Source organism: Amycolatopsis echigonensis, assembly GCF_002846615.1.
Lineage (GTDB): Bacteria > Actinomycetota > Actinomycetes > Mycobacteriales > Pseudonocardiaceae > Amycolatopsis > Amycolatopsis echigonensis.
In genome coordinates, this window is record NZ_PJMY01000003.1 from 5,680,486 (window position 1) to 5,706,800 (window position 26,315).

A 26,315-nucleotide genomic window follows, 5' to 3' on the forward strand; every position below is an offset into this window, starting at 1 on the left:
GATGAGCGTCAACAACCTCGACGACCTGCTGGGCGAGGGCGTTCAGGGCCGCTACGTGCTGGTGCGCAGCGACCTGAACGTCCCGCTCGACGGGTCGGTCATCACCGACGACGGCCGGGTCCGGGCCGCGCTGCCGACGATCAAGAAGCTCGCCGACGCGGGCGCGAAGGTCGTCGTCACCGCGCACCTCGGCCGCCCCAAGGGCGAGCCGGACCCGAAGTTCACGCTCGCGCCGGTCGCGAAGCGGCTGTGCGAACTGCTCGGCTCCGAGGTCCCGCTGGCCGGCGACCTCGTCGGCGAGTCGGCGAAGGCGCTGGTGTCCGGGCTGGCCGACGGCGGCGTCGCGCTGCTGGAGAACGTGCGCTTCGACGCGCGCGAGACCAGCAAGGACGCCGTCGACCGGTCCGAGCTGGCGGCCGAGCTGGCCGCGCTGACCCCGGGCGGGGCGTTCGTCTCCGACGGCTTCGGCGTCGTGCACCGCAAGCAGGCCTCGGTCTACGAGATCGCCGCGGTGCTCCCGGCGTACGCGGGCGGCCTCGTGCTGGCCGAGCTGGACGTGCTGAAGAAGCTCACCGACGACGTCAAGCGGCCGTACGTGGTCGCGCTCGGCGGCTCGAAGGTGTCCGACAAGCTCGGCGTCATCGCGAACCTGCTCACCAAGGTCGACCGGCTGCTCATCGGCGGCGGCATGGCGTACACGTTCCTCAAGGCCAAGGGCTACGAGGTCGGCACGTCGCTGCTGCAGGAAGACCAGCTCGACCAGGTCAAGGGCTTCCTCGCCGAGGCCGAGAAGCGCGGCGTCGAACTGGTGCTGCCGGTCGACGTGCTCGCGGCGGAAGGTTTCGCGGCCGACGCGGCGCACGAGGCCGTCGACGTCACCGCCATCCCGGCCGACCGCATGGGCCTCGACATCGGCCCGCGCAGCGCCGAGCTGTTCGCGCAGAAGCTCGCCGACGCGGCGACCGTGTTCTGGAACGGCCCGATGGGCGTCTTCGAATTCGAAGCGTTCGCCGGCGGCACCCGCGCGGTGGCCGAGGCGCTCGTGAAGAGCGACGCGTTCACCGTGGTCGGCGGCGGCGATTCGGCCGCCGCGGTGCGGCAGCTCGGCCTTCCCGAGGACGGCTTCTCGCACATCTCCACCGGCGGCGGCGCCTCGCTGGAGTACCTGGAAGGCAAGGAGCTGCCCGGCGTGGCGGCGCTGGAGGGGAAGAACTAAGTGGCACGCAAGCCCCTGGTGGCAGGCAACTGGAAGATGAACCTCAACCACCTCGAGGCCATCGCCCTGGTGCAGAAGATCGCCTTCGCGCTGCCGGAGAAGTACTACGCGAAGGTGGACGTGGCCGTGCTGCCGCCGTTCACCGACATCCGCAGCGTGCAGACCCTCGTCGACGCCGACAAGCTCTCGCTCACCTACGGCGCGCAGGACCTGTCGCCGCAGGACTCGGGAGCGTTCACCGGCGACATCTCCGGCCCGATGCTGGCGAAGCTGGGCTGCAGCTTCGTCACGGTCGGCCACTCGGAGCGCCGCGCGATCCACGGCGAGACCGACGAGCTGGTCAACAAGAAGGTCAAGGCCGCGCTCAAGCACGGCATCACGCCGATCCTGTGCGTGGGCGAGGAGCTCGAGATCCGCGAGGCGGGCGAGCACCTCGAGCACACCCGCAACCAGCTGGTCGAGGGCCTCAAGGGGCTCAAGGCCGAGCAGGTGCAGTCCGTCGTGATCGCGTACGAGCCGGTGTGGGCCATCGGCACCGGCAAGGTCGCCACCGCGGCCGACGCCGAGGAGGTCTGCAAATCCCTGCGCGGGACGCTGTCGGAGAAGTACGGCGACGAGGTCGCCACGGCGGTCCGGGTGCTCTACGGCGGTTCGGTGAAGTCCGGGAACGTCTCCGAGCTGGTGGCCGCGGACAACATCGACGGCGCGCTGGTCGGCGGCGCCAGCCTGGACGGCGAGGAGTTCACCAAGCTCTGCGCGCTCGCCGCGGGCGGCCCGCTGCCCTGATCGTGGGCACTACCGGGTAGCCTGTGTGTTCGGTCCGTCACTAGAGCAGTGGACGAGTCCAGGGGTACGGTGAAGATCCGCACACTTGTGCGGATCCGGCCGTACCCCTGCATGCTCAGACAAGCACAGAGGATGACATGAAGCTGTTCCTGCAAATCCTGTTGATCGCCTCCAGCGTGCTGCTGGTGGTGGCCGTGCTGCTGCACCGCGGCCGGGGCGGCGGCCTGTCGTCGCTGTTCGGCGGGGGGATGCAGTCGAGTCTCGCGGGATCCAGCGTCGCCGAGAAGAACCTCGACCGGATCACGCTGCTGCTCGGGGCCATCTGGCTGATCAGCATCGTGGGCCTCGGCCTCCTGCTCAAGGTCTGACCGGGTCCCCGGAAGGGGGCTTGCGATCGGCGTGCCTATTGGGGGGCGCGCCGCCGATTCCAACGGGTGAGGATTCATGGTTGGCGGTAACGCGATTCGCGGCACCCGCGTGGGTGCCGGTCCTTCGGGCGAATCGGAGCGGGGTGAATCGGCGCCACGGCGCCGGGTGTCGTATTGGTGCGCGAACGGGCACGAGGCTCGCCCGTCGTTCGCGATGGACGCGGAAATCCCCGACGAATGGGACTGCCCGCGCTGCGGGCTCCCGGGCGGTCAGGACGAGCAGAATCCGCCCGCCGCGCCTCGTACCGAGCCGTACAAGACGCATCTGGCTTACGTGAAGGAACGCCGCAGCGACGCCGACGGCGAGGCCATCCTCGCCGAAGCGCTCGAGCGTCTCCGCCAGCGCCGCGAATTGATCTGAGGCACGGTTCTTTCTCCGGGACCACCGGCTTCCCGTCCGCGAGGGCGAGGGCCGGTGGTTTTTTAGTTCCCGGGGAGTCTTGGGTGGTCTGGACCCTGGCCGGTGGAGGTTCAGACCTTTGCCGAGTGGGCGGCGTGGGAGGAGATTGCTGCCGTTCGGGCGGCCTGGACCTGGGGGAGCAGGTCCAGACCAGGGCGGATCAGGGCAGGGCAAGGCTGGTGGACCGGGGCAAGGCTGACCACGGCAGCGCAGGTCCGGGCCATGGCAGGGCAGGCAAAGGTTCAGGTGCCGCGCGGCGCATTCCTGTGCCGCAGGCCGGGCCCGGCTGATCGGTGCCGGTGGATCCTTCACCCGGCCTGTCGTTGCCCGGCCCGGAGCACCGCGGGAACCGGTCCGCAGCAGGGAAACGCGGCAGGCTCCGCAGAGAGCCTCGGGTGGTCAGGCCGGTGAGAACCGGCGCGACCGCGCCCGAGAACCCAGCCAGCCCTCGTCAGCGGTCCAGTGGATACCGGGCCCGTACCCGGAACCCGCCGTCCTCCGTGTCGGACGTTTCGAAGCTTCCGCCCAGCAGGCGGGCGCGCTCGGCGAGTCCGGTGAGTCCGTGACCGCCTGAGGGGAAGGCTTCGCCGGCGCGGCAGGCGCGGGCGTTCTCCACCTCGATGTCCAGCGCGCCGCTCGCCGCGTGGATGCGGATCGTGGCCGTCGCGCCGGGGGCGTGCTTGTGGACGTTCGTCAGGCATTCCTGCACTGTCCGGTACGCCGCCGCCGAGACCTGGCTCGGCAGGCTGTCCGGGAGTTGCTCGACGGTCAGCTGCACCGGGACGTCGGACGTGCGGATCAGGTGGTCCAGTTCCCCTATCCCGGGCCGCGGGCCGTCGTCCCCGGACCCGGAGCGCAGCACGCTCACCAGCGACCGCAGTTCCTCCAGCGTCCGCGTCGACAGCTTGCGGATGACCTGCGCCGTCTCCAGCGCCGCGCCGTCTTTGGCCTGCGCCTGCAGCGCGCCCGCCTGCATGGCGATCAGAGTGATCTGGTGCGAAACGACGTCGTGCATCTCGCGGGCCAGCCGGGCGCGTTCCTCGGCGCGCACCGCGTCGGCGTGGAAGCGGCGTTCGCGGTCGCGGCTCTTCGCCAGTTCGGCCAGCTTCGCCGAGATCTCCGCGCGCGCCCCGATCAGCAGGCCGATCGCGATCGGCATTCCGGCCACCAGCACGCCGTAGATCCCGTCGAGGACGTGCTCGCGCCAGCTCAGGTCCGCGAATTCCGAGAGCGGCCATCGCACGAACCGGCAGGTGAACACCAATCCGGCACCGACCCAGGTCTGCCAGTGCGATTGTCGCCGCGTGGCGAGCATGCCGAGGTTGAGCATCGACGCGAGCTGTGCCCATCCGGCGAAGAATCCCGGCGCTGCGGCGAGCACCGCGAGGAACGGGAAGCGCCGCCGCACCACGACCGCGAGGCAGGCGGCCGCCGACAGGTACAGCGAATAAGGCTGGGCTTTCGGTGGCACGACGAGCCAGACGTCGAGCACCGCCAGCAGCACGACCACCGCCTCGATGGCGATCGTCGCGACGAGGGGTTTCCGGAACACGGCGAACGCCCCGGTCAGGCTGGCGCGCCTGGCCCGCCGGGCGGCTCCCGCGGCGGAGCTGCTCATCGAGATGCCAGGAATCGAGAGTCCCTCAGTGCTCATCGCGGCGACCCCATTCGTCTTGTGGACTTAGTGATGAGATGCTCCGGCCACCCGATCGGGACGCGCGGCGGTGAACAAATGTGCGGATGCTAACGGGAACGTGTGTGTTGCCAGTAAGTTTCACCCAGAGTGGTACTTGTGGTGTTGTAATCTCCACAACTGCTCCAACAGGATGAACGTCGGGCAGGTGACGTCACCTTGTGTCGATCACATCACCTTACGTTCACCATACGGCGGTTCCCACATCGTGGTGAGCCGCTTTTTGGCCGAGTGTCAGTTGCTCCGTTTGCCGCCCAGGTCGGGCCCACGCGAACAGGGGAGAGATCACCCGTGCGGGTGGGCGCGAAGTGTCGTTGCGCAGTCGAAGGCCGCCGCGTGGTGGCGGGCACGAGGCGTCGACTGGAGTGAGCAGGCGGTTTACGCGGGTATCTCCGCGGTCGCGACGAAAACCGCGCGGCCATCGTGATCCCGCGGGCGGGGCGTCGGCCGGGTCGCCGGTCGGCGCGAACGGAAGAACAAGCTCCCCTCGCTGGCGCAGCCTCTCATCGACTATGTCGCTTATAATCGATGATTTGGCAGATTGTCTATCCTGGCAGCATGAAGCAGATGCTGTCCGAGCAGATCTACGACCGGGTCCGCGACGCGATCATGCGCGGTGAGGTCGAGCCAGGACAGGCGCTGAAACCGCAGGAACTGGCGGCGCGGTACGAGGTCAGCCTCGCCGTGGTGCGGGAGGCGCTGGTCCGGTTGGTCGGCGAGGGACTGGCGGAACGGCTGACGAACCGCGGGTTCGCCGTGCCCACGCTCGCTGATCAGCGGTGGCAGGAGATCATCGAGGCGCGCCGGACGGTCGAGCCCGCGATGCTGCGGATGTCGGTCGCGCGCGGAGACCTGGAGTGGGAGACGCGAGTGCGCGCGGCGGGGCACCGGCTCGCTCGGACGCCGATGTATGTGCCGGAGGAAGGCAGCTACTACTCCGCTGCTTGGGCGGAAGCGCACCGCTTGTTCCACCGCACGCTGCTCGACGGCTGCGGGAACGCGGTGCTGCTGGAGACCTTCGACCGGATGTGGATGGCGAGCGAACTGGCCCGGCGGTGGACGGTGCACCCGGCGTACCGGATTCCGGTGGAGGACGTCCTCGCCCAGCACGAGGGACTGGAGCGGGCGGCGTTGAGCCGGGATCCGGAAGCGGCGGCGGAGTTGCTGACGGACCACTTGGCGGCGACGGCGGCAGTGCTGACCGGCGCGGAGGCGGCGGGGGAGTAGGGCTGGTGCTCGCGTAGGAACGCAAAAGCTCAGTATCCTTGCCCCGCAACGAAAAAGGCTCCCCGCGCCAACGCACGAGGAGCCCTTCTCGGCAAAACTGTCTTACTCAGCTGGCGGCTGGTACACCTTCGTCAGCTTCCCGGCCGCCTCGCGGTCCAAGAGCCACAACGTCCGCCGGTAGCCGCGGGCGCCCGACACCGGGATCTGCGTTTCCGGCGCACCGGCCAGTGCCTGCGCGACCGCGTCCGCCTTGGCGGTGCCCGCCGTCATCAGCCACACCTCGCGGGCGCGGCGGATGGCCGGCAGCGTGAGCGACACACGCGTCGGCGGAGGCTTCGGGCAGTCGCGGACCGGTACCACCGAGCGCTGCGTTTCGCGCACCTCGTCGGTTTCCGGGAACAGCGACGCCGTGTGGCCCTCGCCGCCCAGGCCCAGCAGCATGATGTCGAACTCCGGCACATCGGCATCGGGGCCTGCCGCGTCGGAGAGCACCTTCGCGTACGCCTCGGCGGCCGCGTCGACGTCGTCGCCGAACTCGCCGTCCGACGGGGCCATCGCGTGCACCCGCTCCGGAGCCAGCGGGACGTGGTCGAGCAGCGCTTCGCGCGCGCCCTTCTCGTTGCGCTCGTCCGAATCCGCCGGGACGAACCGCTCGTCACCCCAGTAGATGTCCAACCGCGACCAGTCGATCGCGTCCCGCGCGCTCGACTCCCGCAGTTCCCGCAGCACGGCGATGCCAGTGCCGCCGCCGGTGAGCACCACCGACGCCGTCCCCCGGGCCGCCTGCACGTCGACGATCCGGGTCACTAGCCGGGCCGCGGCGGCCGCGGCCAGCAGGTCCGGGTTTTCGTAGACGACGACCTCGGTCCGGCTCATGAGGTGCTCTTTTCCGCCGCCTTGCGGCCGGTCGCCTTCGGCTTCGCCGCCGCGGCGGGTTTGGCCGCGGCCTTGGCGGCAGCGGGCTTGGCCGCAGCGGAAGCCTTGGCGGCAGCGGGCTTGGACCCGTTGGACGCGGCGATCTTGTGCAGCCCGTGCAGCGCCGCCTCGTAGATCTCGTCCGGGTCGAGCCGCCGCAGTTCCTCCACGAGGCACTCCGGATTGCTGCGCCGCTGCAACGCGATCCGCCGCGTCGGCTGGCCCGGCTGGGTCAGCGTGCCGACCCGCCCGTCCGGCCGCGTCAGCTCCACCGCGCCCGACTTCCGCTCCAGCTTCACCGAGATGATGCCCTGCGCGCTCGAGCTCTTGACCCGGTGCACCGGAGCCTTGAGGTACTCGGCGAGCCAGCCCGCGAGCAGTTCGGTGGACGGCGAATCGGCCTCGCCGGTCACCGTCGCGCCGGTGATCTTCTCGTACGGCGGCAGGTCCAGCGCCGACACCAGCTGCGCCCGCCAGCGGGTCAGCCGGGTCCACGCCAGGTCGGTGTCGCCCTCCACATAGGCCTTCGCGCGCGTGGTGAGAGCCCTTATGGGGTTCTTTTCCGCGGCGGAGTCGGTGATTCGCCGCTGCGCCAGCTGGCCCAGCGGGTCCTCCGCGGGGGCCTTCGGACCGACGCCCGGCCACCAGGTGACGATCGGCGCGTCCGGCAGCAGCAGCGGCACCACGGCGCTCTGCCCCTGCGCGGCCAGGGGGCCGTACAGCCGCAGCACGATGACCTCGCTCGCACCGGCGTCGCCGCCGACGCGGATCTGGCCGTCTATCCGCGGCGCGGCCGTGCGCGCGCCCTTCGCCACGACGATCACCCGCGACGGGTGCTCCCGGCTGGCGTCGTTCGCGGCTTCGATGGCGTCTTCGAGCTTGGCGTCGTCGTCCGCGACGATCACCAGCGTCAGCACCCGGCCGAGCGCGACCTGGCCGCCCTGCTCGCGGATCTCCACCAGTTTCTTGTTCAGCGCCGACGTCGTGGTCGACGGCAGGTCGATGATCACGGACGCCTCCAGTGCCTGCCGGTACGCTCCAGCATTTCGTCAGCCGACTTCGGTCCCCAGCTGCCCGGCGGGTACTGCTCCGGCGCGGTGCCGAGCTTCGCCCAGTGCGACAGCACCGGGTCGAGGATCTCCCACGACAGCTCGACTTCCTCGTTCACCGGGAACAGCGACGGCTCGCCCAGCAGCACGTCCAGGATCAGCCGCTCGTAGGCCTCCGGCGACGATTCGGTGAACGCGTGGCCGTAGCCGAAGTCCATCGTGACGTCGCGGACCTCCATCGTGGTCCCCGGCACCTTCGACCCGAACCGCAGCGTGATGCCCTCGTCCGGCTGCACGCGGATGACCAGCGCGTTCTGCCCCAGCTCCTCAGTCGAGGTGGAGTCGAACGGCAGGTGCGGCGCGCGCTTGAACACGACCGCGATCTCGGTGACGCGACGGCCGAGCCGCTTGCCGGTGCGCAGGTAGAACGGCACGCCCGCCCAGCGGCGGTTCTGCACCTCCAGCGTCACCGCGGCATACGTCTCGGTCTTCGAGTCCTTCGCGAAACCGGCTTCCTGCAACAGTCCCGGCACCTTGGTGCCGCCCTGCCAGCCGCCCGCGTACTGGCCGCGCGCGGTGGTTTGGTCGAGCGGCAGCATCGGCTTGGTCGCCGCCAGCACCTTGGCCTTCTCCGACCGCAGCGCCTTCGGCTCGAACGACAGCGGCTCGTCCATCGCGGTGAAGGCGAGCAGCTGCAGCAGGTGGTTCTGGATGACGTCGCGCGCGGCGCCGATCCCGTCGTAGTACCCCGCGCGGCCGCCGAGGCCGATGTCCTCGGCCATGGTGATCTGCACGTGGTCGATGAAGTTCGCGTTCCAGATCGGCTCGAACAGCTGGTTCGCGAACCGCAGCGCCAGGATGTTCTGCACCGTCTCCTTGCCGAGGTAGTGGTCGATGCGGAACACCGACTCCTCGGGGAAGACGTCGTTCACGATCGCGTTGAGCTCCTTGGCGCTCTTGAGATCGTGGCCGAACGGCTTCTCGATGACCACGCGCCGCCAGGTGTTCTCGTCGGCCTGCGCGAGGCCCGAACGCGCCAGCTGCTTGGTCACCACCGGGAACGCGCCCGGCGGGATCGACAGGTAGAACGCGGTGTTGCCGCCGGTGCCGCGTTCCTCGTCCAGTTCGCGCACGGTCTTCGCGAGCCGGTCGAAGGCCTCGTCGTCGTCGAAAGTGCCCTGGACGAACCGGATTCCTTCGGCGAGCCGGTTCCAGACCGACTCCTTGAACGGCGTCCGCGCGTGCTCGCGCACCGAATCGTGCACCAGCTCGCCGAAGTCCTGGTGTTCCCAGTCCCGGCGGGCGAAGCCGACCAGCGAGAACCCGGCGGGCAGCAGCCCGCGGTGCGCGAGGTCGTAGATGGCGGGCATGAGCTTCTTGCGCGCCAGGTCGCCGGTCACGCCGAAGATCACCAGGCTCGACGGCCCGGCGATCCGCGGCAGCCGCTTGTCGCGGGGGTCCCGCAGCGGGTTGCGCCAGGTGGTCACTGGGCGGCCTCCTGCACTGCTCGGACGAGCTCGGCGAGCCCGGCGGCGCGGTCGGTCAGGTGCAGCCGCAGCACCGGGCGCCCGTGCTCGGCGAGCACCTGGCCGTCGCCGAGCGCCTGCGCGTGCTGGAGCTGTCCCAGCGTGTACGGGCGGTCCGGCACGGACAGGTCTTCGCCGACCGCGCCGGTGATCTGCAGGAAGCTGCCGTTCTGGTGGCCGCCCTTGTGGTACTGCCCGGTGGAGTGCAGGAACCGCGGGCCCCAGCCGAACGTGGTCTGCACGCCGGTCCGCTTGGCGATTTCGGTGCGCAGCAGCGAAGTCGACGCGTCGTCCAGCCGGTCCAGGTAGGCCTGCACCGCGATGTACCCGCCGTCGGCCACCGAGCCGAAGAACGCGCGCAGCACGTCGGCGAGCTTGCCGTCGGTCGAGACTCCTTCGCTGCCGAAGACTTCGACCGCACCGTCCACAGTGGCCGGTGCTTCGCCGCCCTTCAGCTTCTCCGGGTCGTCCAGCAGCGCGCGAGCCGCCTTCTTTGCCGCCTCGACGTCCGGCTGGTCGAACGGGTTGATCCCGATCAGCCGTCCGGCGAGCGCGGTCGCGAACTCCCACATCAGGAACTGCGCGCCGAGCGGGCCGGTCACCGAGACCTGCGCCGCGCCTTCCGGGGCGCCGATCGCGACCGCGGTCGCGTCCTTGCCGTGGTCGGCGAACCCGGGGGCGTCCGGGCCCTCGACGGCCACCGGCAGCAGGCCGGTGCCGAGCTTGCCGGTGGACTCGGCGATCAGCTGCTCCGCCCAGTCGGGGAAGCCCTTGATCCCGGACCCGGTGTCGGCCAGCACGACCTTCTCCGCGCCCGCTTCATGTGCCGCGGCCCAAGCCGCGGCCAGCTGCACGGCCGGGTTCTCGGCGGTGTCCTCGGCGAGCGTCTCCGCCACCGACGCCGCCTGGTCGAGCAGCCGCGCGACGTCCGCGCCCGCGAGACCGGCGGGCACGAGGCCGAACGCGGTCAGCGCGGAGTAGCGGCCGCCGACGTGCGGATCGGCCAGGAAGGTCTTGCGGTAGCCCTCTTTCTCCGCCAGTTCGGAGAACGGGGAGCCGGGATCGGTCACGACGACGATCCGCCGCGCCGCGTCGATCCCGGCGTCCGCGAACGCCTTGGCGAAAATCCGGCGGTGGCTGTCGGTCTCCACGGTGCCGCCGGACTTCGACGACACCACGATGACCGTGCGCTCGAGGTCGCCCGCGAGCGCGTCGGCCACCTGGCCGGGGTCGGTCGTGTCGAGCACCGTGAGCGGGACGCCGGCGGTGGCGGTGATGACCTCCGGCGCGAGCGACGAACCGCCCATGCCGGCGAGCACCACGCGGTCCACGCCCTCGCTGCGCAGTTCCGCGCGCAGCGCTTCGATTTCCCCGATCAACGGACGCGACGACTTGTGCAACGTCGTCCAGGACAATCGGATCGACGCTTCGGACTCGGCGTCCGGGCCCCACAGCGTGGGGTCCTGGGCGGCGAGCTTGGCAGCGGCGCCGTCGGCGGCCAGCCGCTGCGCCAGCGGCGCTGCCTTTTCTGCCAGTTCGGCGTCGACGATCACGACGCCGGTTTCGTCCCCGCTCATGGTCTCTGGTTCAGCCCCTCGCTTTGTTCAGCTGCCCGGTCACCGTGTCCAGCAGTTCCTGCCAGGACTTCTCGAACTTCTCGACGCCTTCGGTCTCCAGCGTCACGAACACGTCCGGCACGTCGATGCCGGCCGCCGACAGCTTGTCGAAGATCGCCTGCGCCTGCTCGCCCTTTCCGGAAACCGTGTCGCCGGTGATCTCGGCGTGGTCGGCGACCGAGTCCATGGTCTTCTCGGGCATCGTGTTCACGACGTCCTTGACCACGAGCTGGTCGACGTAACGGGTGTCGGAGTAGGCCGGGTCCTTCACGCCGGTGGAGGCCCACAGCGGACGCTGCGCGTTCGCGCCGGCCTCGGCGAGCGCCTTCCACCGGTCCGTGGCGAACAGCTTCTCGAAGGCCGCGTACGCGAGCCGCGCGTTGGCGATGGCCGCCTCGCCCAGCAGCGCCTTGGCCTCGTCGGTGCCGATCGCGTTCAGCCGCTTGTCGACCTCGGTGTCCACCCGGGACACGAAGAACGACGCGACCGAGTGGATGCCCTTGAGGTCGTGGCCGTTGGCCTTCGCCTGCTCCAAGCCGGCGAAGAAGGCCTTGATGACCGCCTCGTAGCGCTCGACGGAGAAGATCAGCGTGACGTTGACGCTGATGCCCTCGGCGAGCACCGCGGTGATCGCGGGCAGGCCTTCTTCGGTCGCCGGGATCTTGATCATCACGTTCGGCCGGTCGACGGTCTTCCACAGGTCCTTGGCCTCGGCCACCGTCTTCTCGGTGTCCTTCGCCAGGCGCGGGTCCACCTCGATGGACACGCGGCCGTCGACGCCGTTCGTGGCGTTGTACACGTCGCGGAACAGGTCCGCGGCGTTGCGCACGTCGGTGGTGGTCAGTTCCCGGACGGTGCCGTCGAGGTCCGCGCCGCGCGCGGCGAGCTCGTTGACCTGCTCGTCGTACGCGTCGCCCTTCGACAGCGCGTTCGCGAAAATGGTCGGGTTGGTGGTCACGCCGACGACGTGCTTGTCGCGGATGAGCCCGGCGAGGTTGCCCGAGTTCAGGCGCTCCCGCGAGAGGTCGTCCAGCCAGATCGAGACGCCTGCCTCGGACAGCTGCGCGAGCCGATCAGTGCTCATGGTTTTCATCCCTTCTGGGCGCGTAGCGCCTCCGTTGAGGGTGGGTGGTGGGGATGAGGCGGCATTTCAGTTTTTGGTGTTGGCGATCGAGCGACGCGCGGCGTCGACCACGGCCTCGGCGGTGAAACCGAACTCGCGGAACAGCGTGGCAGCATCGGCCGAAGCGCCGTAGTGCTCGATCGAAACGTTCACCCCGGCGTCACCGGTGAACCGCTGCCACGGCATCGCGATCCCGGCCTCGACCGAAACGCGGGCCTTGACCGTCGGCGGCAGCACCGCGTCCTTGTAGTCCTGCTCCTGCGCGTCGAACCACTCGACGCACGGCATCGACACGACGCTGGTCGGGATGCCGTCGGCCTCGAGGGTCTTGCGCGCCTCGACCGCCAGCTGGACCTCGGAACCGGTCGCGATCAGCACGACCTCCGGGCTGCCGTTGGACGCCTCGGCCAGCACGTAGCCGCCCTTCTTGACGCCCTCGGCGTTCGTGCCTTCCAGCACCGGCACGTTCTGCCGGGTCAGCGCGAAGCCGGACGGGTGGTGCACGTCCTCCAGCACGGCCTTCCACGCGTACGCGGTCTCGTTGGCGTCCGCCGGGCGGACGACGTTGAGGCCCGGGATGGCGCGCAGCGCGGCGATCTGCTCGATCGGCTGGTGCGTCGGGCCGTCCTCGCCGAGACCGATCGAGTCGTGCGTCCACACGTAGATGACCGGCGCCTTCATCAGCGCGGCGAGCCGGACCGGCGGGCGCATGTAGTCGGAGAAGGTGAGGAAGGTCGCGCCGTACGGGCGGGTCCCGCCGTGCAGCGCGATGCCGTTGAGGATCGAGCCCATCGCGTGCTCGCGGATGCCGAAGTGCAGCGTGCGGCCGTACGGGTTGGTCTTCCACATGTCGGTGCCGGCCTCGGCCGGGCCGAACGAGTCGGCGCCCTTCATGGTGGTGTTGTTGCTCTCCGCCAGGTCCGCGGAACCGCCCCACAGCTCGGGCAGCGGCTCGGCCAGCGCGTTCAGCACCTCGCCGGAGGCCTTGCGGGTGGCGATGCCCTTGGCGTCCGGCTCCCACGACGGCAGGTTGTCCGCGAAGCCCTCGGGCAGCGTGCGGGTCGACAGCCGGTCGGCCAGCTTCTTGCGCTCCGGGTTCGCCGCGGCCCACGCCTCGAAGCGCTCCTGCCACTCGGCGCGCTGCTTCTCGCCGCGCTCGATCGCCTGGCGGGTGTGCGCGAGCACCGCGTCCTCGACGTCGAAGTTCTTCTCCGGGTCGAAGCCCAGCGCCTTCTTGACGCCGGCGACCTCGTCCGCGCCCAGCGCCGCGCCGTGCGCCTTGCCGGTGTTCATCTTCGTCGGGGCCGGGTAGCCGATGATCGTGCGCAGCTGGATGAACGACGGACGCTGGGTCTCGGCCTGCGCCGCCTTGATGGCCGCCTCGATCGCGACGACGTCCTCGCCGCCCTCGACGGTCTGCACGTGCCAGCCGTAGGCCTCGTACCGCTTCGCGACGTCCTCGGACAGCGCGATGTTGGTGTCGTCCTCGATGGAGATCTTGTTGTCGTCGTAGAAGACGATCAGGTTGCCCAGCTGCTGGCGGCCCGCGATGGACGAGGCCTCGGAGGTGACGCCCTCTTCGATGTCGCCGTCGGAGGCGATCACGTAGATGTGGTGGTCGAAGATGCTCTCGCCGCCCGGGGCGTCCGGGTCGAGCAGGCCGCGCTCGCGCCGCGCCGCCATCGCCATGCCGACGCCGTTCGCGAGGCCCTGGCCCAGCGGGCCGGTCGTGGTCTCGACGCCCTTGGTGTGCCGGTACTCCGGGTGGCCCGGGGTCTTGGAACCCCAGCGGCGCAGCTGCTTGAGGTCCTCCAGCTCGAGGCCGAACCCGGCCAGGTACAGCTGGATGTAGAGGGTGAGGCTGGAGTGCCCGGCGGACAGGACGAACCGGTCGCGGGCGGGCCACTCCGGGTCGGCCGGGTCGTGCCGCATGGTGCGCTGGAACAGCGTGTACGCCAGCGGCGCCAGGCTCATCGCAGTGCCCGGGTGCCCGCTGCCGCAGTTTTCCACGGCGTCCGCGGCCAGCACGCGGGCGGTGTCCACGGCGCGGGTGTCGGTCTCGGTCCAGTCGGCCGGCAGGTTGCGCCGGAGCAAGGGGTTGGTCTCGCTGCTAGAGGTTTCGGACACTGAACTCGAACTCCTGCGTCGGTGAAGTGGTGGCTGTATTCCGTGCGTGCCGCTCGGGTGCCGCGCTGTGCGCCCTCAGTCATCTCAATCGATCCCGAAGGGACGATATTCCTGCTGACGGCGCTGTGCAGGCGGAGCGAGCGGCCCGACGCTGTCACCCTAGTGCGTACGCGTGCGCGCGAGCGCGGGCGACAGCCCCGCGGGTGAGGTGATCCTGCCCGCCTGTCGGTTTCCGGCTACCCGCCGCGGGCTTTCGCGACTCATCGCGGCCCGCGGCGGCGGACGTGACGGACGAGACACCGCCGGGCGTGTCCCGGACCCGCGGGCGTCGAGCCGGTCCGCCACGTCTAACATCGATCGCGGGCCAGGCACGGGAGATGTCACCGAGCACCACCTTTACTTCCGGGCCGCCCGGCCCAGGACTGACTCAGGGAGAGAAATGTCGTTGGTGAACGCTGCGCACGGACGCAGTGAAGACACCAGCGCCGTACCCCCGGACGGCGGGCGACCGCGCGGGGCCCGGCGAAGCTTCCGCCAGGTGGCCGGCGCGTACGCCGCACTGGCGAAGCCGCGCGTGATCGAGCTTCTCCTCGTCACCACGATCCCCGCGATGTTCCTCGCCGGGCGCGAGGTGCCGAACCCGTGGCTGGTGGTCGCGACGCTGGTCGGCGGCACGATGGCCGCGGGCAGCGCGAACGCGCTCAACTGCGTGATCGACAGCGACATCGACAAGGTCATGAACCGCACCAAGCGGCGCCCGCTGGTGAAGGACGCGGTGCCGCGGCGCAACGCGCTGGTCTTCGGGCTCGTCCTGGGCATCGCCTCGTTCGCCGTCCTGTACTTCACGGTGAACCTGCTGGCGGCGGTCCTCGCGATCGCGACCATCCTGTTCTACATCTTCGTCTACACCCTCGGCCTCAAGCGGCGGACGTCGCAGAACGTGGTCTGGGGCGGCGCGGCCGGCTGCATGCCGGTGCTGATCGGCTGGGTCGCGGTCACCGGCACCGTGCAGTGGCCCGCGTTCGTGATGTTCGGCGTGATCTTCTTCTGGACCCCGCCGCACACCTGGGCGCTGGGCATGAAGTACCGCGACGACTACGAGCGCGCGGGCGTGCCGATGCTCCCGGTCGTCGCGACCGCCGAGCACGTGGCCCGGCAGATCGTCATCTACTCGTGGGTGATGGTCGCCTGGACGCTGCTGCTGCTCCCGGTCACCAGCTGGCTGTACGCGACCTTCGCGATCCTGGCCGGCGGCTGGTTCCTCTTTTACGCGCACCGGCTGCAGGCCGCCGTGCACCGCGGCGAGGAGACCAAGCCGATGGCGCTGTTCCACCGGTCGAACACGTACCTGATGATCGTGTTCGTCGCGCTGGCGGTCGACTCGGCGATCGGCTTGCCGGTCCTCGGCCTCCCGTTCTGAGCCGTACTGACCCGTTTCGGACCGGGCAGGAATGGCCCGGGATCCTCGCCGGTTGCACTCTTCCGGCCCCGATCCCGACCTGAAAGCAGGACCTTTCCTTGCCCGAGGAACCGGCCTACGAAGCCGAGCTGCGCCGAGAGCAGGCCTACACCGACGCCCTGTTCGCGAAGCTCGATTCCGAACGTGCCCAGACCCAGCGCCGGCTGGACGAGACCCTGCGCCAGACCGGCGGGACGCCGCAGGCGCGGACCGAACGCGAAGCCGCCACGGCTCTGCACAGCGACCGGCTCGCCCAGCTCGGCTCGGTCGAGCAGGGCTTGTGCTTCGGGCGGCTGGACTTCGTGCCCGGCACCACCGACGAGGAAACCGCCTACATCGGCCGGCTCGGGCTGTTCGACGAGGACGACGACTACCGGCCGTTGCTGATCGACTGGCGCGCGCCGGTCGCGCGGCCGTTCTATCTCGCCACCGCCGCGTCGCCGGACGGCGTGCGCCGGCGACGGCATCTGCGGTCGCTGAGCCGTCGCGTCACCGGGTTCGACGACGAGATCCTCGATCTGACCGCCGCCGACCAGGGCCAGGACCTCGGGCTCGCCGGAGAGGCCGCGCTGCTGGCCGCGCTGGAGCGGCGGCGGACCGGCGAGATGGCCGACATCGTCGCCACCATCCAGGCCGAGCAGGACCGGATCATCCGAGCGCCGCTCGGCGGGGTCATGGTGGTGCAGGGCGCGCCGGGCACCGGGAAGACCGCGGTCGCCCTGCATCGCGCGGCGTATCTGCTGTACACGCACCGCCAGCAGCTGACCACGCGGGGCGTGCTCGTCGTCGGCCCGAACTCGACTTTCCTGCGCTACATCGGCCAGGTGCTGCCGTCGCTCGGCGAGACCGGCGTGCTGCTGTCGACCATCGGGCAGCTGTGGCCGGGCCTGGACGCCGACGGCGTCGACTCCCCGGAAGCGGCCGAGGTGAAGGGCCGGCTGGTGATGGCCGAGGTGCTCGCCAAGGCGGTCCGCGACCGGCAAGGTGTACCCGATCCGGTGATCGAGATCGAGCACGAACGCGAGATCCTCAAGCTGGACCGGAAGACCTGCACGCAGGCGCGCGCCCGGGCCCGTCGCTCGCGGCGGCCGCACAACCTCGCGCGGCGGCTGTTCGTGTCCGACGTCCTCGACGCGCTCACCCGGCAGGCCGCCCGCTCGCTGGGCGAGGACCTGCTGGACGCACAGGACGTCCAGGACATCCGCGCCGAGCTGGCGGCGAGCCCGTCGGTCGCGGCCGCGCTGAACTCGCTGTGGCCGAAACTCACGCCGGCGGGCCTGCTGGACGACCTGTTCGCCGACCGCGAACACCTCGACCGGGCCGCGGGCGAGCTGCTGTCCGAAGAGGACCGGAAGCACCTGGAAAGCGGCCGCGACGCGAAGTGGACGCCCGCCGACGTGCCGCTGCTCGACGAACTGGCCGAACTGCTCGGCAGCGACGACTCCGAGGAGCAGGCCGAGCAGAAGCGCCAGGAACGCGTCGAGCGCGCCTATGCCGAGGGCGTGCTGGACATTCTCGAGCAGGACGAGGAAATCCAGGACGAGGAGATCCTGCGGGTGTCCGACGTGCTGGACGCCGAGTTGTTCGCCGAACGCCAGCAGGCGCGCAGCGAGCTGACCGCGGCGCAGCGGGCCGCGCAGGACCGGACCTGGACGTTCGGGCACGTGATCGTGGACGAGGCGCAGGAACTGTCCGCGATGGACTGGCGGTTGCTGATGCGCCGCACGCCGAACCGGTCGATGACGCTGGTCGGCGACGTCGCGCAGACCGGGGCCGCCGGGGGAGCGCGGACCTGGGACGAGGTGCTGTCGCCGTACGTCGCGGACCGCTGGCGGCTGGAGCAGCTCACGGTGAACTACCGGACCCCGGCGGAGATCATGGCAGTCGCGGCGGGCGTGCTCGCCGAACTCGACGTGGACCTGGCCGCACCGGTGTCGGTACGGGAGACCGGCGTGCCGCCGTGGGGCGTGGAAGTCGCTTCGCTGGAAGAGGAACTGCCTTCGCTGGTGGACGCCGAACTGTCCGCTGTGGACGGTGGAACGGTGGCGGTGCTGGTGCCTGGCGGCCGTTGGGACGAAGTGCGGAAGCTGCTCCCGGAGGACGAGCGGTTGAGCGTGCTGACGGTCGACCGGGCGAAGGGGCTGGAGTTCGACGGGGTCGTGCTGGTGTCGCCGGACGAGATCGTGTCGGGGTCGGCGCGCGGGCTCAACGACCTGTACGTGGCGCTGACCCGGGCGACGCAACGGCTCGGCGTGGTGCGTACTGGTCCGCCGGTCCCGGCTCTCGGAGGCCTTGGCTAATCTTCCGGAATGCAGAAATTCGGCAGGACAGCCGTCCTCGGCGCGGTCGCGGCAGTCGCCGTGTTCGGCCTCACCGCCTGCGGCGGCGACAGCAGCGCGGCCCCGGCGACCCCGAACCGCGAATGCACCGCGGACGACATCAAGACCACCGGGAGCTTCGGCCAGGTCCCGACGATCACCATCCCGGACGGCTGCGCCCCGCCGAAGAAGCTGCTCACCAAGGATCTCTCGGCGGGCACCGGGAAGGCCGCGGCCGCCGGGTCGAAGCTGTCCATGAACTACCTGGTCGTCACCTGGTCGGACAAGAAGAAGCTGGACAGCTCGTTCGACCGCGGCGAGCCGTTCGGCCTCGACCTCGGCGCCGGCCAGGTGATCGAGGGCTGGGACCAGGGCCTCGTCGGCGTCAAACAGGGCGGGCGGCGGCTGATGATCATCCCGCCCGCCCTCGCCTACAAGGACGGCGGACGCGGCATCGCGCCCAACGAAACGCTGGTGTTCGTGACCGACGCCCTTTCGGTTTCCTGAGTCAGGGAATCAGCAGCAGCTTCCCGGTCGTCCGGCGTCCCTGCAGGTCCTCGTGGGCCTTGCGGGCGTCGGCGAGCGGGTAGCGGCCGCCGATGCGGACGTTCAGCGAACCGTCCCGCACCGCGGCGAACAGTTCGCCGGCGCGCCAGTCGAGTTCCTCGCGGGTGCGCAGGTAGTGGGCGAGCGTCGGGCGGGTCAGGAAGAGCGAACCGCCGGAGTTGAGCCGCTGCGGGTCGATCGGCGGCACCGGGCCGCTGGCCGCGCCGAACAGCGCCAGCGTGCCGCGGATCTTCAGGCTCGCGAGGCTGCCGTCGATGGTGCTCTTGCCCACGCCGTCGTACACCACGGCGACGCCTTCGCCGTTGGTCAGCTCGCGGGTCACGGCGGCGAAGTCCTCGCGGTCGTAGCGGATGACGTGGTCCGCGCCCGCGCCTCGGGCCAGCTCAGCCTTTTCGTCGGTGGACACGGTGCACAGGACTCGCGCGCCGCGCGCCTTCGCCAGCTGCACCAGCAGCAAACCCACGCCGCCGGCGGCCGCGTGGACGAGGATGTCGTCGCCCGCCTTGACCTCGTAGGTCGAACGCACCAGGTAGTGCGCGGTCATGCCCTGCAGCATCGTGGCCGCGGCGATCTCGTCCGACACGCCGTCCGGCACCTTCACCGTGGCGCTGGCCGGGACCACCGCGCGCTGGGCGTAGCTGCCGAGCACGCCCTGCCAGGTCACGCGGTCGCCGGGGGCGAATTCGGTGACGCCCTCGCCGGTCTCCACGACCGTCCCGGCGCCCTCGGAGCCGAGGACGAACGGCAGGTCGATCGGGTAGATGCCCTGGCGCTGGTAGGTGTCGATGTAGTTGACGCCCGCCGCGGCGAGCTCGACCAGCAGTTCGCCCGCGCCCGGCGGACCGGGCTCGATCTCGGCCAGTTCCAGCACTTCCGGGCCGCCGGTCCGGCTCACCTGCACTGCGGTCGGCATGCTTCCTCCTCGAGATGTGCGCGTCTGACGTCCACTATGGCCGAGAACACGGTCGGGCCGCGGGGGTGGGGGTCTCGGGTTAAGCTCCGGACGTGGCTGAGGAGACCGAAAACACGCCGACCGCGCCCACTGCCCGCCAGCTGGCGTCCGCTCGCGCCTTCGTGGCCAAGCACGGCAAACCGTCGCGCGCGGTGGTCGAAAACATCGGCATCGCCGGCGCGCGCGTCGTGCTCGTGGGCCCGGACGGGGCGATGGGCGACGTGCTGGTCGACGGGGTCGAGACCGGGACCGCGCTGGTCGAGCAGGTCGACGACCTCGAGGCCGCCGAGTGGGACAGCGAAACCGTGAAGACGGTGAAGATCGGCGCCGCGCACCGGCGCAAGATGGCCGGGCCGCGAGCCGGCCGGTGACCCGCTCGGCGATTTTCGTCGGCTGCGCCGCGCTGCCCGAGGGCGACGGCGACGAGGCCGCGGTGCTGCCCGCGCTCGCGGACCTCGGGTTCACGCTGAGCTGGGCGGCCTGGGATTCCGGTGCCGACTTCGCTTCCGCGGACGTCGTGGTGCTGCGCGCCGCCTGGGACTACCCGGAGCGTCGCGAGGAATTTCTCCGCTGGTGCGAAGACGTGCCGGGGCTGAGCAATTCGGCCGCGGTCGTGCGCTGGAACACCGACAAGGCGTATCTCGGCGAACTGCTCGACGCGGGCGTGCCGACGGTGCCGGTCGAGATCGTGCCGCCGGGGGAGAAGCCGCGCTGGCCGAAGAAGCCGTTCGTGGTGAAGCCTTCGGTGGGCGCGGGAGGCCGCGGGGCCGCCCGGTTCGAGGCCGCCGGTGCCGAGGCGGAGAAGCATCTCCGCGCGTTGCACGACGAGGGGCGCACCGCGCTCGTGCAGCCGTATCAGTCCAGTGTGGACACTCAGGGCGAGATCGCCGTGGTGTACTTCGGCGGCGTTTATTCGCATGCCTTCACGAAATTCGCGCCGCTGGAGTCCGAAGTGGACGCTTCCGGGCTGTACCGGGAAGAGCGGCTCGCGGCCGCGGTTCCGGCCCCGGAGGTGCGCGCGGCGGCGGAGGACGCGCTGGACGCCGCGTGCGGGCTGCTGGGGATTTTGCGGGCGGAACTCCTGTACGCGCGGGTCGATCTGGTCCGTGGCGACGACGGTCGTCCGCTGGTCCTGGAGCTGGAATTGACTGAGCCGTCGCTGGGGTTCCGGCACGCGGACGCGGGTGCGCCGTTGCGGTTCGCGTCGGCGGTCCGGCAGCAGCTGGCCTAGCTTAAAGGTCCGTGAAGGGCTCCTTGAGGGAATCAGATTCCCTCAAGGAGCCCTTCACGGACAGTCAGCCGGGCTGCTGGACGCGTTTGGCGGCGAGGCGTTCCGCTCGCGGCCAGCGGACGTCGGTCGCCCAGCCGAGGCGTTCGAACGCCCAGATCACCCGCGCTGACACGTCCACCTGACCGCGCAGCACGCCGTGCCGGGCGCAGGTCGGGTCGGCGTGGTGGGAGTTGTGCCACGACTCGCCCATGGACAGCAGCGCCAGCGGCCAGAAGTTCGCCGCGCGGTCGCGGCTCGCGAACGGGCGGTCGCCGATCAGGTGGCACACCGAGTTCACCGACCAGGTCACGTGGTGCAGGAACGCGATCCGCACCAGCCCGGCCCAGAAGAACGCCGTCAGCGCGCCCTGCCAGGTGCCGCTGAACGCCCAGCCGAGCGCGGCGGGCAGGCCGAGGCTGAGGGTGATCCACAGCCAGAAGAACCGGTTCACGACGCGCAGGTCGCGGTCGCCGACGAGGTCCGGGGCGAACCGGTCGGCGTTGGTGACCTCGCGCTGGAACATCCAGCCCATGTGCGCGTGCCAGAACCCGCGCAGCAGCGCCGCGGGCGAGGTGCCGAACAGCCACGGCGAATGCGGATCGCCCTCCCGGTCGGAGAACGCGTGGTGCCGGCGGTGGCTCGCGACCCAGAAGATCACCGAACCCTGCACGGCCATGCTGCCCGCGATCGCGAGCGCGATCCGCAGCGGGCGGCCCGCTTTGAACGCGCCGTGCGTGAAGTACCGGTGGTACCCGACGGTAACGCCGAGGGTGGCGAGCACGTAGAAGACGGTCGCGAGGATCAGGTCGGTCCAGCCGATACCCCATCCCCACAGCAGCGGCACGGCGGCGATCAGCGCGGCGAACGGCACGAGCAGGAACGTTTTGAGCACGAGCATCTCGGCGGTCCCGCGCCGGCCGGAGAGAAGAGGTTTTCCGGGGCGGGCAGGGGCGGTCGGCATGGCGGCACCTCGGGCTTTTCGGAAAGCCGGACGGCGACGACGGTAAGCCGCGGACCTGTCCGCCGGGCCGACGCGCAGTTACGCGTGGATGACCGTCAGTTCGCGGTGGCGAGTTCCCGCTTCTCCGCGGGCTCCAGCGAGGTGACCGGTCCGCGGTCGCGGGTGCCGGTCCACAGCAACGCGGTCGCCACGATCACGAGGGCCGAGCCGAGCACGTGGAAGGACACCATCGCCTCCGGCACGCCCAGCGCGTACTGCACGGTCCCGAGAACGCCCTGCAGCAGCGCGACAATCCACACCCACGCGTACCGCTGCCACACGCGCTTCGGCGCGCCGACGCGCATCAGCGTGAGCCCGAAGACGCCCAGCACGAGCAGGTACGCGACCAGCAGGCCGCTGTGGATCCGGGCCAGCTGCTCGATCGGGGCGTCGAGCCGGTGCGTGTTGACGTCGCCGCCGTGCGGGCCCGCTCCGGTGACCGTCGTGCCCGCGATGAGGACGGCCCACATCAGCACCGTCAGCAGCACCAGCATCTGCCGTCCCAGTTTCGGGACCAGCGGACGCGCGGGTTCGTCTCCTTCGCGGAACGCCTTCAGCAGCATGACCGCCAGCCACACGAGCGGCGTCGAAGCGAGGAAGTGGATCGCGACCGTCCACCATTCCAGTTTCGCCAGCACGGTCATCCCGCCGATGACCGCCTGCAGCACGACGCCGCCGGGCATCGTCCAGGCGAGCTTCACCAGCCGCTTGCGCTCCGGGTAGTCGATCTGGATCCGCCACGCGGTGAGCACGGCGAGCGCGGCCACGACGATCACGACGCCGGTCAGCATCCGGTTCGAGAACTCGATCCACTGGGTGACCGCGTCGATGCCGGGATGGCGCACCGGCACCAGGCTGCCCGCGACGCACTGCGGCCAGGTCGGGCATCCGAGCCCGGACCCGGTCACGCGCACCACGGAACCGGTGACGCCGATGCCTGCCTGCGCGACCACCGCGGCGATCCCGACCGCGCGCTGGACCCCGGCGGACGGATACGGCAGGCGGGCGATCAAACTGCGAAGGGACACGCGGAAAGAATACTCGCGCGCGTTTTCCCGCCTTCACGCGGCGGTATTGTTCCGCCGGGATTTGCCAGCGTGCGCAAGGAATCAGCTGCGGCGGCGGTCACATTAGCCGCCTGATTTCCGCGGTGATCCAGAAAAACGATGTGGGATTCAGGTGAGTTTCGTAGTCCGCGTCGCCAGCGCTCCGGCCGCCGCGGCCCACACCACCAGCACCACCGCGGGCCCGACCGGGAACTGGCCGTCCACCAGCGCCGCGCGCATGCCTTCCGCCAGCGCGCCCGACGGCAGCAGCGACACCACCAGCCCGACCCCGGACGGCAACGCCGACGGAGCCAGCAGGATCCCGCCCGCCAGCAGCAGCACGAACCACACGATGTTCGCCAACGCGAGCACCGCTTCCGCACGCAACGCGCCGCCCAGCAGCACGCCCAGCGCGCCGAACGCGAGCGTCCCCAGCACCAGCAGCACCACCGCGGAGCCGATCCCGGCGGCCGACGGCGACCAGCCCAGGAAAGCCGCCACCACGCCGAGCACCACGGACTGGAGCACGACCACGACCAGCGCCGCCACGAGCCGTCCGGCCACCAGCAGCCAACGCGGCAGAGCGGTCGCCGAAAGCCGCTTCAGCACGCCGTACCGCCGGTCGAAGCCGAGCGCGATCGCCTGGCCGGTGAACGCCGACGACATCACCGCCAGCGCGAGGATCCTCGGCGTCATCCAGTCCACTTTGGACGTCGAGCCGAGCTGGCTCGCCGGCAGGATGTCCAGCAGGCTCAGGCCGATCAGCAGCGCGAGCGGGATGATCAGGGTGAGCAGCAGCTGCTCGCCGTGCCGCAGGGTCAGCGCGGCCTCGACGCGCGCGTGCGTGCGCAGCATCTTGCCGAGCGAACCGCGGCCGGGCGCGGGGGCGAAAGTGCCCGCGGGGAACGGAGAACTCATGCGCGCAGCTCCCGTCCGGTGAGTTCGAGGAACACTTCTTCGAGGGTCCGCCGTCCGACTTGCAGTTGTTCGGGCAGTACGCCCTGTTGCGCGCACCAGGCGGTGACGGCGGAGACCACCTGCGGGTCGACCGCGCCCTCCACCAGGTACGAACCGGGCGCGGTTTCGCTGACCCGGTACCCCTCCGGCAGCGCGGCTTCGAGCAGCGTCGTGTCGAGCTTCCGGCGGGCGCGGAACCGCAGCTGCGCCGCCTCGCCCGCCTCGAGCGTCAGCGAATGCGGCGTCCCTTCGACGACGACCTTGCCGTGGTCGACGATCACCACCTGGTCGGCCAGCGTTTCCGCCTCCTCCATCAGGTGGGTGGTGAGCAGCACGCTCACGCCGTCCGCGCGCAGGGCCGCGAGCAGGTCCCAGACCAGGCGCCTCGCCTGCGGGTCCATGCCGGCGGTCGGCTCGTCCAGGAACACGAGCTCCGGGCGGCCGACGAGCGCGCACGCCAGGGAAAGCCGCTGCTGCTGCCCGCCGGAGAGCCGTTTGAACGGCGTCCGCTTCGCGCCGCCCAGCCCGAGCACGTCGAGCAGCCACGCCGGATCGTGCGGGTTCGCCGCGCAGGACGCCACTAGCCGCAGCATTTCCTCCGCGCGCACGCCCGGGTACGCGCCGCCGCCCTGCGGCATGATGCCGACGCGGGGGCGGAGCTGAGAGCTGTCCGCGACGGGGTCGAGCCCGAGCACGCGCACCTGACCCGCGTCAGGTCTGCGGAAACCCTCGCAAATCTCGACAGTAGTCGTTTTTCCGGCACCGTTCGGCCCGAGCAGGGCCAGCAGGGAACCACGCTCCATGCGCAGGTCGATGCCGTCGACCGCGGTGGTGGAGCCGTAGCTTTTCGCCAAGCCGGAGATCTCGACGGCGGGGTTGTCCACAACGAATCACGATACGACGTCAACGGGCGCGCGCGGTGCTGGGGACGCCGGAGGTGTCCTGGACAACAGCAGCGGCGAAAGCCGGTACACGATCGCGAGGCCGCCGAGGGTCACCAGAGCGGCCGCGCCGTAGGCCCACGGCAGGACGTAGGAGCGGCCGTCGAAGGTGCCGCCGGTGGGCGGCAGCAGGAACGGCAGCGCGGCGCTGATGACCGTGGCGACCACCCGGAACCGCGACGTCCCGGCCGCCGCGGCGAGCGGGATCACCGCCCACAGCAGGTACCAGGGCTGGAGGTTGATCTGCAGGATCATCGCCGCGCCCAGCGAGACGCCGAGGCCGATGATCGGGCGGTACCGCCATTTGAAGCTGGCCCACAGGAATTTGATCGTGACGGCCGCGGTGATCACGTTGCCGAGCGTGCCGAGGATCGGCACCAGCGCGTCGGTGTGGTTGCCCAGCCCGAGCGTGATGCCGAGGACGCCGCTGAGGTTGGCGATCTCCGCGGTGGGGGAGATGAACGACCGCACCAGCCCCGGCGTGCTCGCCGTCGCGCCGATCCAGCCGAAGCCCAGTCCGGTGCCGACGCAGATCGCGGTCAGCACCACGCCGAACAGCAGCGCCATCGGCGCGCCCGCCCACACGAGGTCTTTCAGCCGTCCGTGCCACCTGCGCGCGACCATCACCGAAAGGAACGGCAACGCCAGCACGGCCGGGATTTTGACCGTGGCGCCGACGGTGATGATGACGACGCCGAGCGCGATGAAAAGCAATTCGCCCTTCGCGAGCGGCGGCGGACTGTCGCCCTTGACCCGCACCGGCAGCCGCCGGATGCCGATCTCCAGCCCGGCCACCATGAGCCCGATGGCCAGCGAATCGTTGTGCGCGCCCGCGACGAAATGGAAGATCAGCAACGGATTCGCCGCGCCGAGCCACAGCGCGGTGGCCGGCTGCACGCCGAACCGCCGGGCGAGCCGCGGCACCGCCCACACGATCAGCAGCACGCCCACCATCGCGAGACCGCGCTGCAGCAGCACGCCGGCGACGATGTTGTTGCCGCCGACCGGGGCCAGCCAGCCGCCGAGCCGCAGCAGCAGCGGTCCGTACGGGGCGGGCGTCTCGCGCCAGATGTTGGTGACGCCCGCGGTGAGCGGGTCCGCGACGCCGAGCGCCTGCGCCGGGCCCAGCTGGTAGGGGTCCATGCCGCGGTGGACGATCTCGCTCTGCGCGAGATAGCTGTAGACGTCGCGGGAGAACAGCGGCGGGATCAGCAGCAGCGGCGCGACCCACATCGCGACGGTGCGGGCGAGCTGGCCGCTGGTGGCCAGCCGCGCGCTCGCCGGACGGGCGAACCGGGCGAGCATGAGCCAGCTCAGCACCAGGATGCCCATCCCGGAAAACGCGATCGCGAGCGACACCGTCGGGATCCGGATGAACAGCCGCAGCACCGGCAGGTCCTGCACCGGGTTGATCACCGGCGCGGCCCCGGCCCCGAGGGACCCGAGCGCGAGGAACAGCGAGCCGACCGTGCCGAAGCGGCGGACCACGTCGAGGCCGCGGGTCTCGGCGGCGTTCAGCGGATCGGTGCGGCGCGGGCCGACGGGAGACGGAGCGGTCGCGGGCAGCGCGGTCACGGTGTCGCCGGATGTGCCGGATACGTCCGGTTCCGGTGCCCGTTGATCCGGGTGTTCGCCGACTGCCACGCCCGGAAGCGTATCGAGGGCGGGTTCGCAGTCCGTGAAGGGCTCCTTGAGGGAA

General features: G+C 70.6%; 23 protein-coding genes. 10 read left to right on the top strand and 13 right to left on the bottom strand.

The features are described 5' to 3' along the window. Position 1 precedes the first annotated feature (1 nt). The 4 genes from ATK30_RS31985 to ATK30_RS32000 all read left to right on the top strand — a co-directional run bounded on the left by ATK30_RS31985 (position 2) and on the right by ATK30_RS32000 (position 2,791). Positions 2-1,216, top strand: a complete 1,215-nt coding sequence (locus ATK30_RS31985) for a phosphoglycerate kinase (RefSeq protein WP_101438583.1) — start codon at positions 2-4, stop codon at positions 1,214-1,216. After that, the gene (gene tpiA / locus ATK30_RS31990; RefSeq protein ID WP_101438584.1) at positions 1,217-2,002 is read left to right on the top strand and encodes a triose-phosphate isomerase; all 786 of its coding nucleotides are present in this window, start codon (positions 1,217-1,219) and stop codon (positions 2,000-2,002) included. 137 nt (positions 2,003-2,139) lie between these two features. Next, positions 2,140-2,370, top strand: a complete 231-nt coding sequence (gene secG / locus ATK30_RS31995; RefSeq protein ID WP_033292761.1) for a preprotein translocase subunit SecG — start codon at positions 2,140-2,142, stop codon at positions 2,368-2,370. A 76-nt stretch (positions 2,371-2,446) separates the two neighbouring features. Beyond that, positions 2,447-2,791: an RNA polymerase-binding protein RbpA gene (locus tag ATK30_RS32000; RefSeq protein WP_009075886.1), complete on the top strand. Its 345-nt coding sequence runs from the start codon at positions 2,447-2,449 to the stop codon at positions 2,789-2,791. Positions 2,792-3,281: 490 nt separating this feature from the next. Here ATK30_RS32000 and ATK30_RS32005 read toward each other — a convergent pair whose 3' ends face one another. Beyond that, complete coding sequence (locus ATK30_RS32005) at positions 3,282-4,484, bottom strand: sensor histidine kinase (RefSeq protein WP_167442037.1); 1,203 nt, start codon at positions 4,482-4,484, stop codon at positions 3,282-3,284. Between the two features lie 606 nt (positions 4,485-5,090). Here ATK30_RS32005 and ATK30_RS32010 point away from each other — a divergent pair. Next, complete coding sequence (locus ATK30_RS32010; RefSeq protein ID WP_208637700.1) at positions 5,091-5,750, top strand: GntR family transcriptional regulator; 660 nt, start codon at positions 5,091-5,093, stop codon at positions 5,748-5,750. Between the two features lie 102 nt (positions 5,751-5,852). On the opposite strand, the gene pgl is transcribed toward ATK30_RS32010, so the two are convergent. From pgl to tkt, 6 genes are all read right to left on the bottom strand, one after another. Continuing rightward, complete coding sequence (gene pgl / locus ATK30_RS32015) at positions 5,853-6,626, bottom strand: 6-phosphogluconolactonase (protein WP_101438586.1); 774 nt, start codon at positions 6,624-6,626, stop codon at positions 5,853-5,855. After that, positions 6,623-7,675, bottom strand: coding sequence for a glucose-6-phosphate dehydrogenase assembly protein OpcA (gene opcA, locus ATK30_RS32020; RefSeq protein WP_101438587.1), 1,053 nt, complete (start codon positions 7,673-7,675; stop codon positions 6,623-6,625). Before opcA ends, pgl begins: the two co-directional genes overlap by 4 nt. Then, positions 7,672-9,201 carry a glucose-6-phosphate dehydrogenase gene (gene zwf / locus ATK30_RS32025; protein ID WP_101438588.1) on the bottom strand — a complete coding sequence of 510 codons (1,530 nt, stop codon included), beginning with the start codon at positions 9,199-9,201 and terminating at the stop codon, positions 7,672-7,674. Before zwf ends, opcA begins: the two co-directional genes overlap by 4 nt. Then, a complete protein-coding gene (locus ATK30_RS32030; RefSeq protein WP_101438589.1) occupies positions 9,198-10,817 on the bottom strand; it encodes a glucose-6-phosphate isomerase in 1,620 nt (539 codons plus the stop codon). Before ATK30_RS32030 ends, zwf begins: the two co-directional genes overlap by 4 nt. Positions 10,818-10,827: 10 nt before the next feature. Then, positions 10,828-11,940 carry a transaldolase gene (gene tal, locus ATK30_RS32035; protein ID WP_101441176.1) on the bottom strand — a complete coding sequence of 371 codons (1,113 nt, stop codon included), beginning with the start codon at positions 11,938-11,940 and terminating at the stop codon, positions 10,828-10,830. A gap of 66 nt (positions 11,941-12,006) precedes the next feature. Continuing rightward, a complete protein-coding gene (gene tkt, locus ATK30_RS32040; RefSeq protein WP_101438590.1) occupies positions 12,007-14,106 on the bottom strand; it encodes a transketolase in 2,100 nt (699 codons plus the stop codon). Positions 14,107-14,545: 439 nt separating this feature from the next. Between tkt and ATK30_RS32045 the strand changes: the two genes are divergently transcribed. The 3 genes from ATK30_RS32045 (at position 14,546) to ATK30_RS32055 (ending at position 18,390) form a co-directional block, all read left to right on the top strand. Continuing rightward, positions 14,546-15,526, top strand: coding sequence for a heme o synthase (locus ATK30_RS32045; RefSeq protein ID WP_101438591.1), 981 nt, complete (start codon positions 14,546-14,548; stop codon positions 15,524-15,526). A gap of 98 nt (positions 15,527-15,624) precedes the next feature. Further along, positions 15,625-17,865 carry a HelD family protein gene (locus ATK30_RS32050; RefSeq protein WP_101438592.1) on the top strand — a complete coding sequence of 747 codons (2,241 nt, stop codon included), beginning with the start codon at positions 15,625-15,627 and terminating at the stop codon, positions 17,863-17,865. A gap of 9 nt (positions 17,866-17,874) precedes the next feature. Continuing rightward, entirely contained in the window at positions 17,875-18,390 is a 516-nt protein-coding gene (locus ATK30_RS32055; protein ID WP_101438593.1) for an FKBP-type peptidyl-prolyl cis-trans isomerase, read from the top strand. Position 18,391: 1 nt separating this feature from the next. On the opposite strand, the gene ATK30_RS32060 is transcribed toward ATK30_RS32055, so the two are convergent. Continuing rightward, entirely contained in the window at positions 18,392-19,363 is a 972-nt protein-coding gene (locus ATK30_RS32060) for a quinone oxidoreductase family protein (RefSeq protein WP_101438594.1), read from the bottom strand. 92 nt (positions 19,364-19,455) lie between these two features. On the opposite strand from ATK30_RS32060, the gene ATK30_RS32065 reads away from it, so the two are divergent. Next, the gene (locus ATK30_RS32065; RefSeq protein ID WP_101438595.1) at positions 19,456-19,773 is read left to right on the top strand and encodes a hypothetical protein; all 318 of its coding nucleotides are present in this window, start codon (positions 19,456-19,458) and stop codon (positions 19,771-19,773) included. Continuing rightward, the gene (locus ATK30_RS32070; RefSeq protein ID WP_101438596.1) at positions 19,770-20,633 is read left to right on the top strand and encodes an ATP-grasp domain-containing protein; all 864 of its coding nucleotides are present in this window, start codon (positions 19,770-19,772) and stop codon (positions 20,631-20,633) included. Before ATK30_RS32065 ends, ATK30_RS32070 begins: the two co-directional genes overlap by 4 nt. 64 nt (positions 20,634-20,697) lie before the next feature. On the opposite strand, the gene ATK30_RS32075 is transcribed toward ATK30_RS32070, so the two are convergent. The 5 genes from ATK30_RS32075 to mptB all read right to left on the bottom strand — a co-directional run bounded on the left by ATK30_RS32075 (position 20,698) and on the right by mptB (position 26,191). After that, positions 20,698-21,633, bottom strand: coding sequence for an acyl-CoA desaturase (locus ATK30_RS32075; protein WP_101438597.1), 936 nt, complete (start codon positions 21,631-21,633; stop codon positions 20,698-20,700). A gap of 95 nt (positions 21,634-21,728) precedes the next feature. Beyond that, complete coding sequence (locus ATK30_RS32080) at positions 21,729-22,700, bottom strand: COX15/CtaA family protein (protein WP_101438598.1); 972 nt, start codon at positions 22,698-22,700, stop codon at positions 21,729-21,731. Between the two features lie 147 nt (positions 22,701-22,847). Next, complete coding sequence (locus ATK30_RS32085) at positions 22,848-23,636, bottom strand: ABC transporter permease (protein ID WP_208637462.1); 789 nt, start codon at positions 23,634-23,636, stop codon at positions 22,848-22,850. Next, on the bottom strand, positions 23,633-24,559 hold the full coding sequence (locus tag ATK30_RS32090) for an ABC transporter ATP-binding protein (RefSeq protein ID WP_101438599.1): 927 nt from the start codon (positions 24,557-24,559) through the stop codon (positions 23,633-23,635). The genes ATK30_RS32085 and ATK30_RS32090 overlap by 4 nt, the downstream gene beginning before the upstream one ends. A gap of 6 nt (positions 24,560-24,565) precedes the next feature. After that, entirely contained in the window at positions 24,566-26,191 is a 1,626-nt protein-coding gene (mptB, locus tag ATK30_RS32095; protein ID WP_101441178.1) for a polyprenol phosphomannose-dependent alpha 1,6 mannosyltransferase MptB, read from the bottom strand. Between the last annotated feature and the right edge of the window lie 124 nt (positions 26,192-26,315).

Bases quoted from the DNA above. Each gene is read 5' to 3' on its own strand.
- ATK30_RS31985 (WP_101438583.1), top strand. From the start codon at position 2: ATGAGCGTCAACAACCTCGACGACCTGCTGGGCGAGGGCGTTCAGGGC.
- secG (WP_033292761.1), top strand. From the start codon at position 2,140: ATGAAGCTGTTCCTGCAAATCCTGTTGATCGCCTCCAGCGTGCTGCTG.
- ATK30_RS32000 (WP_009075886.1), top strand. From the start codon at position 2,447: ATGGTTGGCGGTAACGCGATTCGCGGCACCCGCGTGGGTGCCGGTCCT.
- ATK30_RS32005 (WP_167442037.1), bottom strand. From the start codon at position 4,484: ATGAGCACTGAGGGACTCTCGATTCCTGGCATCTCGATGAGCAGCTCC.
- ATK30_RS32010 (WP_208637700.1), top strand. From the start codon at position 5,091: ATGCTGTCCGAGCAGATCTACGACCGGGTCCGCGACGCGATCATGCGC.
- pgl (WP_101438586.1), bottom strand. From the start codon at position 6,626: ATGAGCCGGACCGAGGTCGTCGTCTACGAAAACCCGGACCTGCTGGCC.
- ATK30_RS32030 (WP_101438589.1), bottom strand. From the start codon at position 10,817: ATGAGCGGGGACGAAACCGGCGTCGTGATCGTCGACGCCGAACTGGCA.
- tal (WP_101441176.1), bottom strand. From the start codon at position 11,940: ATGAGCACTGATCGGCTCGCGCAGCTGTCCGAGGCAGGCGTCTCGATC.
- ATK30_RS32045 (WP_101438591.1), top strand. From the start codon at position 14,546: ATGTCGTTGGTGAACGCTGCGCACGGACGCAGTGAAGACACCAGCGCC.
- ATK30_RS32055 (WP_101438593.1), top strand. From the start codon at position 17,875: ATGCAGAAATTCGGCAGGACAGCCGTCCTCGGCGCGGTCGCGGCAGTC.
- ATK30_RS32060 (WP_101438594.1), bottom strand. From the start codon at position 19,363: ATGCCGACCGCAGTGCAGGTGAGCCGGACCGGCGGCCCGGAAGTGCTG.
- ATK30_RS32075 (WP_101438597.1), bottom strand. From the start codon at position 21,633: ATGCCGACCGCCCCTGCCCGCCCCGGAAAACCTCTTCTCTCCGGCCGG.
- ATK30_RS32085 (WP_208637462.1), bottom strand. From the start codon at position 23,636: ATGAGTTCTCCGTTCCCCGCGGGCACTTTCGCCCCCGCGCCCGGCCGC.